The sequence below is a fragment of the Paenibacillus polymyxa M1 genome, from assembly GCF_000237325.1.
Taxonomy (GTDB): Bacteria; Bacillota; Bacilli; order Paenibacillales; family Paenibacillaceae; genus Paenibacillus; species Paenibacillus polymyxa_C.
On the sequence record NC_017542.1, the window covers coordinates 3,855,783 to 3,868,011 of the forward strand.

11 protein-coding genes and 1 tRNA gene are annotated in these 12,229 nt (G+C 46.5%); 3 read left to right on the forward strand and 9 right to left on the reverse strand.

The annotated features are described in order from the left end of the window. The first annotated feature begins 11 nt into the window (after nucleotides 1–11). From PPM_RS17300 to PPM_RS17310, 3 genes are all read left to right on the forward strand, one after another. Nucleotides 12–1,121 (forward strand): site-specific integrase, encoded by a 1,110-nt coding sequence (locus PPM_RS17300; protein WP_013372057.1) that lies wholly within the window; start codon nucleotides 12–14, stop codon nucleotides 1,119–1,121. A 160-nt stretch (nucleotides 1,122–1,281) separates the two neighbouring features. Beyond that, nucleotides 1,282–2,190, forward strand: coding sequence for an HNH endonuclease (locus PPM_RS17305; protein WP_013372058.1), 909 nt, complete (start codon nucleotides 1,282–1,284; stop codon nucleotides 2,188–2,190). 36 nt (nucleotides 2,191–2,226) lie between these two features. Further along, complete coding sequence (locus PPM_RS17310) at nucleotides 2,227–2,622, forward strand: (deoxy)nucleoside triphosphate pyrophosphohydrolase (protein WP_013372059.1); 396 nt, start codon at nucleotides 2,227–2,229, stop codon at nucleotides 2,620–2,622. Nucleotides 2,623–2,744: 122 nt separating this feature from the next. Here the strand turns inward: PPM_RS17310 and PPM_RS17315 are convergent. The 9 genes from PPM_RS17315 to pyrR form a co-directional block, all read right to left on the reverse strand. Next, nucleotides 2,745–2,818: transfer RNA gene (locus PPM_RS17315), tRNA-Ile, on the reverse strand. A gap of 123 nt (nucleotides 2,819–2,941) precedes the next feature. Beyond that, a complete protein-coding gene (locus tag PPM_RS29680; protein ID WP_010345444.1) occupies nucleotides 2,942–3,106 on the reverse strand; it encodes a hypothetical protein in 165 nt (54 codons plus the stop codon). A gap of 147 nt (nucleotides 3,107–3,253) precedes the next feature. Continuing rightward, nucleotides 3,254–3,895 carry an orotate phosphoribosyltransferase gene (gene pyrE / locus PPM_RS17320; RefSeq protein WP_013372061.1) on the reverse strand — a complete coding sequence of 214 codons (642 nt, stop codon included), beginning with the start codon at nucleotides 3,893–3,895 and terminating at the stop codon, nucleotides 3,254–3,256. Continuing rightward, the gene (gene pyrF / locus PPM_RS17325; protein WP_013372062.1) at nucleotides 3,892–4,686 is read right to left on the reverse strand and encodes an orotidine-5'-phosphate decarboxylase; all 795 of its coding nucleotides are present in this window, start codon (nucleotides 4,684–4,686) and stop codon (nucleotides 3,892–3,894) included. Before pyrF ends, pyrE begins: the two co-directional genes overlap by 4 nt. 66 nt (nucleotides 4,687–4,752) lie before the next feature. Then, nucleotides 4,753–7,968 (reverse strand): carbamoyl-phosphate synthase large subunit, encoded by a 3,216-nt coding sequence (carB, locus tag PPM_RS17330; RefSeq protein WP_013372063.1) that lies wholly within the window; start codon nucleotides 7,966–7,968, stop codon nucleotides 4,753–4,755. 1 nt (nucleotide 7,969) lies between these two features. Continuing rightward, nucleotides 7,970–9,106, reverse strand: coding sequence for a glutamine-hydrolyzing carbamoyl-phosphate synthase small subunit (gene carA, locus PPM_RS17335; RefSeq protein ID WP_013372064.1), 1,137 nt, complete (start codon nucleotides 9,104–9,106; stop codon nucleotides 7,970–7,972). Nucleotides 9,107–9,168: 62 nt separating this feature from the next. Next, nucleotides 9,169–10,491 carry a dihydroorotase gene (locus PPM_RS17340; protein ID WP_013372065.1) on the reverse strand — a complete coding sequence of 441 codons (1,323 nt, stop codon included), beginning with the start codon at nucleotides 10,489–10,491 and terminating at the stop codon, nucleotides 9,169–9,171. Nucleotides 10,492–10,551: 60 nt separating this feature from the next. Beyond that, the gene (locus PPM_RS17345; RefSeq protein ID WP_013372066.1) at nucleotides 10,552–11,466 is read right to left on the reverse strand and encodes an aspartate carbamoyltransferase catalytic subunit; all 915 of its coding nucleotides are present in this window, start codon (nucleotides 11,464–11,466) and stop codon (nucleotides 10,552–10,554) included. Nucleotides 11,467–11,468: 2 nt separating this feature from the next. Next, nucleotides 11,469–12,029 (reverse strand): bifunctional pyr operon transcriptional regulator/uracil phosphoribosyltransferase PyrR, encoded by a 561-nt coding sequence (gene pyrR / locus PPM_RS17350; RefSeq protein WP_013372067.1) that lies wholly within the window; start codon nucleotides 12,027–12,029, stop codon nucleotides 11,469–11,471. Nucleotides 12,030–12,229: the final 200 nt, after the last annotated feature.

Here is a 12,229-nt window from a genome sequence, read left to right on the forward strand (position 1 = left end):
GAGGTCACACAATGAAAGGGCATGTTTATCAAAGGGGAAAGACGTGGACTTATATAATTGATCTTCCATCTGATCCACTCACAGGAGGGCGACGACAGAAAACAAAAGGTGGATTTAAAAGCGAAAAAGAAGCTTGGAAAGCTTGTCACTTGAAAATAGCTGAGATTGAAAAAGGTACTTATACTGATGATTCAAAAATAACTATCACTGAATTTCTACTAGAATATCTTGAGACACATGCTAAGCCCAATTTTAAACCAACGTCTTTCGATACAGAAAAAACAATAATAGAAGCTAGAATTATACCAGTCTTGGGGAAAATCAGGTTGCAAAGCTTGACTCCTAGAATAATAAAAACATTCTACGCTGATCTACGTAAAAGTTACTCCAAAGAGTACGTTAAGAATATTCATGGTGTGCTAAAAAGGGCCTTGCGACTTGCATATACAGAGTCTGGATTGCTTTCCGAAGACATAATGAGCAAAGTATCAATGCGTAATAAAGTTAATGCAAACGAACAGAAGGAAATGCAGTTTTGGACTATTGAAGAATTCACACAATTTCTCGACTCCTCTCGTGATCATGTTCACTTTATTGTATTTTCTCTTGCAGTTTATACGGGAATGCGACGTGGAGAAATTTTAGGATTGCGATGGAGCGATATTGACTTTGAACAAAAGGAACTGCGGGTCATTCAAACCGCCAATTGGACACGTAATGGATTGGTTATACAGCGCCCCAAGACAAATGATTCCATTCGCCGCGTGAAATTGTTCCAATTGATTATTGATGATCTTAGACTTAGACAAGAGCAAATAAAAGAACACAAAAAACAATATGGAGAAACTTATGAGGATAACGACCTTGTTTGCTGCTATCCATGGGGAGGATATATAAAGCCGAAGCGTATCACCGAGGGTATGGACGTGTTGGTTCGCAAGGCTGGAGTCAAGAAAATTCGCTTTCATGACCTGCGACACACACACGCTTCCTTTCTTTTACGTATAGGCATAAACCCTAAAGTAGCAGCTGAAAGACTAGGGATGACTCCTGCCATGTTCAATGAGCGATACTCTCACCTACTTCCTACAATGCAAGATGAAGCTGTAGATCGCATTTAAGCCGAATTAAATCATTACGTGGAAAAAAACTCGAACTAAAATCTTAGATTAAAGCTCTCGTTACAAAAAAAATGTCGAATATCGTCATATTCCAAGGAATTAATATGATATTGTAGAATTAAAAAGAGAACAATATCTAATTAATAAATGGGGATCAGAAATGAGATACTTTTTTGTTTTTCAGAATAAAACTTATCGTGAAGAGCATGATGGCGGCTTTTTATGGGCACCAAAGAAAAATAAGGACGGTAAAACCTTTCATCACTGGACTTCGATGACTTCAGTTAAAAAAGGAGACATCATATTCAGTAGTTATAAGGGACGCATGCACTCAGTCATCATTGCGAAAAAAAATTATCGAGAATCTAAGAAACCGGACTCTTTGGTATCTGTTGATAATTGGGAACAGGATGGTTGGATTGTTGATGCCGAGTATAGAGATATTTCGACACCAATTAAATATAAGAATTATATGAATGATATCCTTACTTTACAAGGTAAAAAGTATGCCCCATATAATTTAACCGGGAGAGGTAACACTGGCTATTTATTTCAGATAACTGAGGAACTTGCTAATTTTCTTTTCACAAAAGTTGGGATTACAGTTGCCGATTTAGAATTAGTCGCTAAAAGTGAAGATGAAATTATCGGTGATGTAGAAAATGATGTTTCTCAAATACCTGAAGAAACAATCAGGGAACAATTAGTACAAACTCGTGTTGGACAAGACAAGTTTAAACAGGAACTAATCAAACTGGATAAGAAATGCAAACTATGTGGACTCGATAACATTAATTTTCTAAGAGCGAGTCATAGTAAACCATGGCGCGACTCTAACAATAAGGAGAGGCTCGACAAGTATAATGGTTTCCTCTTTTGTCCAGCTCATGATACTTTATACGACAGAGGCTATATCAGCTTTGATAATGATGGTTCACTACTTATTTCTCCTTATCTCGACGATCTAAGTAAGTTATTAATGAATGTGGAAGCTCAAATGAAAATCACTTTACTGGAAGGCCATAAGCATTATGTAAAATACCACCGTGAACATATCTTTAAAATTTGATAAAAAGTTTTGTATTATTATGTAGAGGTGTCGGCGATGAAATTAGTTACGGCGGCCATTATTCACAATGATGGCGAATTTTTAATCACCAGACGGGGCCCCGACAACAAACATGCTGGTAAGTGGGAGTTTCCTGGTGGAAAGCTTGAAATCGATGAAACACTTGAAGAATGTGTTAAACGCGAGATCAAAGAAGAACTTGGAATTGATATTGAGGTTGGTCAACAGTTTGGAGAGTCTGTTTATTCATATGGTCATGGTTCAATAAAATTAATTGTATTTTGGGCAACGTGGGTATCTGGTGAAATTCAATTAATAGATCATGATCAATTACGTTGGGTCAACAAAGAAACAATACTCCAATATGATTTTTTACCTGCAGATTTACCATTTGTGACGCAGCTTAGTAAGGACGATAAACCTCGAAAATAAATTCACGTTAGCAAATACGTTAGCAAATTTTAATCGCTCCCTTTTAAATGCTACTTCCCTCCATTTTCTCACCCTCTATAAACAACAAAAAAACCCTTGCGTAGCAAGGGTTTTTGAGGAAATGGGCCCTGAGGGACTCGAACCCCCGACCAATCGGTTATGAGCCGACCGCTCTAACCAACTGAGCTAAGGGCCCTCAAAAAAACATGTATATTCACGTTACATATTCGTAACAGCAACGTTAATTAATATACAACATTTTCTTGTGTTTCGTCAATAGTTTTTAGAAATTTTCTTTTTGAAAATTATTTTTGTAAACCTATGGAATAAATCGGACACCATAACGACCTTTGCGCGAGCGGTACACCTCCACTGCGCGGGGATCATTGTAGCCGTACATCCATCCGTCATGCTCCAGCCTTTTTGCCAAACATCCTGCCTGAAATTTAGTCGTGTACAGTCTGCCGTAGTAAACCCAATACATCCGAACTCCCTCTTTTCCCATGATAGTAGGAGTTAGTGTAACCGGATCGAATTCGATTTACACAGCTTGATTTCTAACAGTCTGGACTGGATCGCAATGAGTCTGTGACGCACTACTTATTAGCTCCATTATCTCTAATACTCAGCCTTATTTGCCGAAGGAAGCCGGGTCCTGACGCCAGGAACGTAGCAGTTCCATCTCTTCCTCCTGGATGGTTCCTTCACGCAAGGCAACCTCCATCAAGGCAGTGTAATTGGACAAGGTCTGCAGCTTCACTCCTGCTTCTTCAAAAGCTTGAGTGGCTTTGTCCAGCTGATAGCTGAAAATAGCCAGTACAGCTAACGGCTGAGCGCCTGCTTGCTCTACTGCCTGTGCTGCTTTAATGGAGCTTCCCCCGGTAGAGATGAGGTCTTCGATAACCATAACCTTTTGTCCAGCGCTGATGCGGCCTTCGATTTGATTCTCTTTCCCGTGTCCTTTGGCTTTATCTCTGACATAAGCCATCGGCAGATTTAGCTTTTGCGCCACCCAGGCGGCATGAGGAATCCCTGCTGTGGCTGTGCCGGCAATAACCTCGGTTTCAGGGTATTGTTCGCGGATGATAGCCGCAAAAGAGTCTGCGATTAGTTCACGCACCTCCGGGTAGGACATGGTCAAGCGATTGTCACAGTAGATAGGGGATTTAATGCCTGATGTCCATGTAAAAGGCTGCTGTGGACGCAGTGCTACTGCCTGAATGCGTAACAGATGGGATGCAATTTGCTCTGGTATATTGTGTAGTGTAGTCATACTTGTATCATCTCCTCAATAATATGTTTCGCTGCGGCGCGTGGGTCTGATGCTGCCGTGATCGGCCGTCCAACGACAATGTAGCTGCTGCCCTGGGCAATGGCTTGTTCAGGTGTTAGCACACGCGACTGATCACCTGTAGCGCTGCCAGCCGGGCGTATGCCAGGGGTTATGGTTTTAAAGTCAGATCCGCATACCGCACGAATCGCAGGCACTTCTAATGGAGATGCGACCACACCGTCCAATCCAGCCTCACGCGTCAATTGTGCATAACGAACAACAGCATCCTGTACTGTGCCAGGAATGCCTAACTCCGTATTCATGGTCGTCTGATCCGTGCTGGTCAGCTGTGTGACTGCAATAATTAGCGGCATGGTAAGTGAGCTGTCTGCGGAAATCGCTGCTTCGGCCCCGGCTCTGGCTGCCGACATCATACTGCGGCCTCCAGCAGCGTGTACGTTAAACATATCCACCCCTAGACGGGTAATGCTCTCTGCCCCTCCCCGTACCGTGTTAGGGATATCATGCATTTTCAAATCCAGAAATACGGAGTATCCTCTTGATTTTAATTGTTTTACAAAAGCTGGCCCTGCGCTATAAAACAGCTGCATACCCACTTTTATATAACAAGGAATTCCCTCCAGCTGCCGAATTAACTGCTCTGCCTGTTGTGCATCCGGGTAATCTAGCGCAACCATCAGCCGTCCTGCCATCTGCTGAAATGCTTCGTTCACCGTTCTACCGCCCCTTCTCACATCAATTCGGGTATATTTGCCCGTGATAAAGGACATCCGTCAGCAAAAGCTGATGAATGTCCTTCCCATTACCACTTATTTTTCTCATCTATTCATAACTTGTTAGTTGCTCAGAACTGGCATCGATTCGGATGTGAAGTTAATCGTCTCTAGCATTTTTAACAGAGCGCGCACTGTATCCAGCGAGGTCATGCAGACAATACCGTTCTCAACTGCTTCACGGCGGATGCGGAATCCGTCACGCTCTGGTGTTTTGCCTTTGGTCAGCGTGTTGAAGACGAAGTTGGCTTCACCTGTGCGGATCATATCCAAAATATTCGGATTGCCCTCACTTAGCTTGTTAACAGTGTTCACTGGAATGTTGGCCTGTTCCAAGGCTGCTGCCGTTCCACCTGTAGCAATAATTTTGTAGCCTAATCTGTAAAAGCCCTGCATCAGCTCGACAGCTTCTTCTTTATCCTTATCCGCCACTGTGATGATGATCGCCCCAGTAGATGGAATTTTCATACCTGCACCTACGAGTCCTTTGTATAATGCTTTGGCGTACTGGATATCGCGTCCCATAACTTCACCTGTAGATTTCATTTCAGGCCCCAGTGTCGGCTCTACACGACGCAGCTTGGCAAAGGAGAATACAGGAACCTTAACCGAGACATAATTACTTTCAGGCCATAGTCCATCTGTATAGCCTGCATCTTTGAGCTTACCGCCCAAAATGGCCTGTGTCGCCAGGTTCGCCATCGGAATATTCGTTACTTTACTCAAGAAAGGAACTGTCCGTGAGGAACGAGGGTTAACCTCGATGACATAGACTTCATCTTGATGAATGACGAACTGAATGTTTACCAGACCAATCGTTTTCAATTCCTTGGCGATGCTGATCGTAATGTCCACGACTTTTTTCTTCAGCTCGTCAGACAAGTGTTGTGGCGGATATACTGCGATCGAGTCACCTGAGTGAACCCCTGCCCGTTCCACATGTTCCATAATCCCTGGTACCAGGACCGTTTCACCGTCACAGATGGCGTCAACCTCAACTTCTTTGCCCAACATATAACGGTCGATGAGCACAGGATGTTCCGGATTGATTTTAACCGCTTCTTCCATGTACCGCAGCAATTCCGTATCTGAGTACACAATTTCCATAGCACGCCCGCCCAGGACGTAGGATGGACGTACCAGAACCGGATACCCCAATGCTTGGGCAGTTCCTACCGCTTCATCTACCGACGTGACCGTGTTGCCTTTAGGCTGGGCGATAGCAAGGCGAGACAGCAGCTGTTCGAACTTTTTCCGGTCTTCTGCTTCATCGATACTTTCCAGACTCGTACCCAGAATATTCACGCCTGCCGCGCTAAGTGGAGCTGCAAGGTTAATCGCCGTTTGACCGCCGAACTGGACGATAACACCAATCGGTTTTTCCTGCTCAATGACATTCATTACATCTTCGAAGAAAAGTGGCTCAAAGTAGAGACGGTCCGACGTGTTGAAGTCTGTAGAGACGGTCTCCGGATTGTTATTGATAATTACCGCTTCGTAACCTGCTTTTTGGATAGCCCATACCGCGTGCACGGTGGAGTAGTCAAATTCAATCCCTTGACCGATCCGAATAGGTCCTGAGCCGAGTACGATAACTTTCTCTTTGTTAGATGGAATGACTTCGTTTTCCACCTCATAAGAGGAGTAGTAGTACGGAGTTGTGGCTTCAAACTCGGCTGCGCACGTATCTACCATTTTGTAGACAGGACGCAGGTTTTGATTTAGACGGAATTCACGAACCTCAAGCTCGGTTGTCATACTCTTCTGTTGACCCATACTGCGAATCTCGGCAATGGAACGGTCGGTAAAACCTTTTCGTTTGGCCTGATAAAGTGTTTCCGAGGACAGCTCAGGCTCTCCAGCGATAATGGATTCGAACTTAACAATTCCCTCTACCTTATCAAGGAACCACCAATCAATTTTGGTTACATCCTGAATGTCCTGTTGTTTCCAGCCACGACGGAATGCCTCGGCTACTAGGAACAAGCGCTCATCATCTGCTTTAGCCAGACGCTCTTTGAGTACCTCATCAGATAGTTGATCGGCGCCCTTTAGATGCAGGCGATGTACACCAATTTCCAGAGAACGAACCGCTTTATGGATAGATTCTTCAAATGTACGTCCGATGGCCATGACTTCACCGGTTGCTTTCATTTGTGTGCCAAGCTTGCGGTTGGCAGAAATGAACTTGTCAAATGGCCAGCGTGGTATTTTACTCACGATGTAATCCAATGTCGGCTCAAAGCAAGCATACGTTTGTCCCGTTACTGGATTCACAATTTCATCCAGTGTGTAGCCTAGTGCAATTTTGGCCGCCATTTTGGCAATCGGATATCCTGTCGCCTTGGAAGCCAGTGCTGAGGAACGACTCACCCGTGGGTTGACCTCAATCACGTAGTATTGATAGCTGTGCGGATCCAGCGCAAACTGTACATTACAGCCGCCTTCGATATTGAGGGCGCGAATAATTTTCAGAGAAGCCGAGCGCAACATTTGGTACTCACGATCTGACAGTGTCTGGCTCGGTGCTACGACGATACTGTCGCCAGTGTGCACGCCGACCGGATCGAAGTTCTCCATATTACAGACAACGATGCAGTTGTCATTGCCGTCACGCATAACTTCATACTCGACTTCCTTCATACCTGCGATACTTTTTTCCACTAAGCATTGCCCGATTGGACTGTAGCGCAAGCCAGAGCTGACTGTTTCACGTAATTCTTCTTCTGTGGCGCAAATCCCACCGCCTGTACCTCCCAGCGTATAAGCCGGACGAACGATAATGGGGTAACCGATTTCGTTAGCAAATTCCAATGACTCTTCCAGTGTTGTTACAATTACGCTCTCCGGTACTGGCTGTTCCAACTCACGCATCAGGTCGCGGAACAAGTCCCGATCTTCGGCTTTTTCAATTGAATTCAGTTGAGTTCCCAGCAGCTTAACATTTTCGCGTTCCAACACCCCAGCGCGAGCCAGTTCCACTGCCATATTCAGACCTGTCTGTCCTCCCAGTGTAGGAAGCAGACCATCTGGACGTTCCTGGCGGATAATCTGTGTTACAAAATCAAGTGTAATCGGCTCGATGTATACTTTATCTGCCATATTGGTGTCTGTCATGATGGTTGCCGGGTTACTGTTGATCAGTACTACCTCGACGCCTTCTTCTTTGAGCGCTTGACAAGCTTGTGTACCAGCGTAATCGAATTCTGCTGCCTGACCAATGACGATAGGACCGGAACCGATCACGAGTATTTTTTTAAGTTCTGTATTTTTCGGCATATTAGCGCTCTCCTCTCACTGCGGCGGCGATAGCAGCCTGACGCGGTTGCTTTGGTTGATTTCTTTTGTGTTCACGGATCATTTCCAGGAAGCGGTCAAACAGGTAGCCATTATCGTAAGGACCAGGCGCCGCCTCTGGATGGTATTGCACCGAAAACGCGGGATACTTAGTATGTTTAAGACCCTCAATCGTTTTATCGTTGTTGTTAATATGCGTCACTTCAAGTTCTGTTCCTTGGATGGATTCCTCATTCACTGTGTAGCCATGATTTTGTGATGTGATGAAGCAGCGTCCGCTCTCCAGTTCTTTCACCGGATGGTTACCACCGCGATGTCCGAATTTCAGCTTTTCCGTATCTGCTCCCGAAGCCAAGGCGAACAACTGGTGTCCCAAGCAAATTCCGAAAATCGGGTATTCCCCTAGCAATTCAGCCACCGTACGTACAGCATGCGGTACGTCTTTTGGATCTCCAGGACCGTTGGACAGCTGAATACCGTCCGGATCCAAGCGGCGAATTTCCTCGGCCGTCGTATCATGTGGAACGACAACCACATCACAGTCTCGTTTATTCAGTTCGCGCAGGATGCCGCTTTTAGCACCATAGTCAATCAATACAATCCGTTCTCCGTTGCCAGGGCTGCTGTACGGATGAGGAGTAGAAGTCAAAGGAACCTGATTACGCAGTTCTTCTATGGTCATGTCGGACATCATTTCTTTTAGTTCTTCCAACGGCTGGGAACCAGTCGTCAAAATGCCCTTCATTGTGCCATGATGGCGAATAATCCGGGTGAGCATGCGGGTGTCGATGTCGCTAATACCAATGATGCCATATTCCTTCAGCAAATCGCCCACGCTGTATTGAGCACGCCAGTTACTTGGCGCCGGCTCGTAATGTCGAACAGCAAAGCCGTGTACATAAGGCCGTACTGATTCAAAATCATCACGAGTAATTCCGTAATTTCCAATTAGCGGGTAAGTCATGGTTACGATTTGTCCGCAATAAGAGGGATCCGTCAGCACCTCTTGATAGCCTGTAATCCCTGTGTTGAAAACGACTTCGCCTGTTTTTTCACCTTCCGCACCAAATGATGTGCCTGTAAACAGCGTGCCGTCCTGAAGTAACAATCTTGCCTGCATCCCGTCTCACTCCTCTATTTTGTTTCCTGCTATAAGGTTCTATTTTTTTAATTAGTTGTGTATTATTTTGCTTCGTCAGCAGACCATACCAGTTTGCCGTCTACCCAAGTTTTCACCGGCCAGCCTTTGAGCTTCCAGCCTGTAAAAGGAGTGTTGCGTCCTTTGCTGGCAAACGTTTGTGGATCAACTGCCTGCTCCTGCTCCAGATCAATCATGGTCAGGTCAGCGGGTGCTCCCTCTTCCATACGTCCCGTATCAAGGCGGAAGACACGCGCTGGGTCAGCCGTCATACGGCGCACCAGAAAGTCCAGCGTCCATTGCCCGGTAGCTACGAATTTGGTGTACAGCAGCGGAAAGGCTGTTTCAAATCCGACGATTCCAAATGGCGCCAGCTCCATCCCTTTTGCCTTCTCTTCCTCGCTGTGTGCTGCATGGTCCGTTACGATGATATCAATTGTGCCGTCCTGCAACCCTTCGATGCATGCCTGCACATCACGCGGGGAGCGAAGCGGTGGATTCATTTTCCAGTTGGCATCCAGTCCAGGAATATCTTCATCGGAAAGTACCAAGTGATGCGGGCATACCTCAGCAGTGACCTTGATGCCAAAGGATTTGGCATGGCGGATCAAGCGCACCGATTGCTCTGTGCTGACATGGCATACATGATAATGTGCCCCGGTTGCCTCGGATAGCAGGATGTCACGTCCAACATGGATAGCCTCAGATTCGTTGGGTATGCCTTTGAGCCCGTGACGCTTGGCAAATTCACCGTCTGTCACTGCTGCTCCTACAACCAGCGTGTTATCTTCACAGTGTGCAATGACCGGCATATCCAGCGCTTTGGCTCGTGACATGGCATCCTTCATCATTTGTGCACTTTGCACTCCGACTCCGTCATCAGTAAAGCCGATGGCACCTGCTTCTTTGAGCGCTTCAAAATCTGTCAGCTCACGTCCCAGTTCGTTTTTCGTGATGGCTGCGTAAGGAAGTACTTTGGCGAGCCCAGCTTCCTGCCCCTTTTTCAGTACCAACTGAACCGTGTCTACATTGTCTGTCACCGGACGTGTGTTTGGCATGCAGGCAATCGTCGTAAATCCACCTTTCACCGCAGCGCGGCTGCCTGTTTCAATTGTTTCTTTATATTCAAAGCCAGGTTCTCTCAGATGCACATGCATGTCGATTAGACCGGGGATGACCAGCTTTCCCTGGGCGTCGATTTTTTCGACTTCGAGCTCTTGTCCAGATGCCCCTTCTTCCATAATGAGGCTAACTCCGGCTTCCGCATTTGCGATAGCCAAAATTTTTCCGTCAGCGATTAGGATGGATTTTAATTCCGTCTCGCCCTGCTCGTTCAATACGCTTGCATTCATAATTAATTGTTTCATCTGAAATATTCCTCCGCTCAGGTTTTTTGCAACTTTTTCCTACGATCCTACTGACAGCTGCTACAGCTTCATTGCCCGTTCCATAACCGCCATGCGGATCGGAACCCCGTTGGCCATTTGCGGAAAAATTCGTGATTGCTCGCTTTCCACAACTGCACTGTCGATCTCCACATTCCGATTCACTGGAGCCGGGTGCATGATAATTGTTCCGGACTTAAGGCTCGCTGCTCTTTCTTCTGTCAGACCGTACTGCTCTCGGTACTCATCCGCTGAGCGCAACATTCCTTCAGCATGCCGTTCAAGCTGGACTCGCAGCATCATGACCACGTCTGCCTGCAAAGCTTCTTGCATCGGCACATAAGGCGCGTACGTTGCAAGCTCAGGTGCCTGCATATTGTCCGGTGCACAGAAGCTAACCTTGGCTCCGAATTTTTGCAAGGCCCACAGATTCGAGCGAGCTACACGGCTGTGCAAAATGTCTCCTATGATGGATACTCTCAAGCCTTTAAGCTCACCGAAAGTTTTGCGCATGGTGTAGAGGTCCAGTAAAGCCTGCGTTGGATGCTCATTGTTGCCGTCTCCCGCATTAACCAGCGGAACACTGACCTTCTCAGCAAGCTCTTGCAGCACTCCGGCTGGCTTTAACCGGATGACTCCAGCATCAATGCCCATGGATTCGAGCGTACGTACAGTATCGTAAATGGACTCCCCTTTTTCCACACTGGAAGCCGCAGCGGAAAAGTTCAAAACCTGAGCGCCGAGCCGCTTCTCCGCCATTTCAAAAGAAAAGCGTGTGCGTGTACTATTTTCAAAAAACATGTTGGCCGCGAAGCGTGACTGTAGGACTGGAATCAGCTTTTGCGGCTGTGTTTCCCAATAATGAGCACGATCCAGAATCGACTCAATTTCATTTCGGCTAAGTTCTTTTAATCCGAGCAGGCTACGTTCTCTAAGTTGACTGGCTGTTGTGATCATACCTATTCCCCCCGGTTCTGAATGATCGTCACTTCGTCCTTACCGTCCGTCTCCTGAAGTGCAACTACGATTTCCTCAGATTTGGAGGTCGGGATGTTCTTGCCGATGTAATCCGGACGAATCGGAAGCTCACGGTGTCCGCGATCTGCTAGCACAGCCAGCTGGATCATTTGCGGTCGTCCGCAGTCCATCAATGCATCCATCGCCGCGCGAATGGTGCGGCCTGTGTACAGCACATCGTCAAAGAGAATGACTTTCTTATCATGAACCGATACGTCAGCAGGATTCATCAAAAGCTCTTTTCCATTTCCTTTAGCCTCGGCAACGCTGCTCCGGTCATCCCGGTAGGCTGTAACATCCAGCTCTCCCCATGGAATCGGTGCGCCTTCAATCTCAGCAATTTTTTCAGCCAAGCGCTGCGCCAGATGAACTCCGCGTGTTCGAATACCTACTAGCACGCAATCGTCGATACCCTTGTTTTTCTCCAAAATTTCATGTGCAATCCGCGTTAATGCCCGACGAATCGCAATTTCATCCATCAGTACATGTGTTTCATTACTCATGCTTCCAGCCTCCTCAGGTGATGTTCCCTTCAGACCTGGTCCCGTGTCGGATACAAAAAAGACTCCTTGCCCAAGTTTGGCAAGGAGTCTCGTATGAACAGTCTCCCACTGTTCTCCGATCTGTCGGACACACTGAAGACATACCGCCGCAGCGGATGCACTGATCAGTGATCCATTCACGTTACCTTGCCAGCCTCACG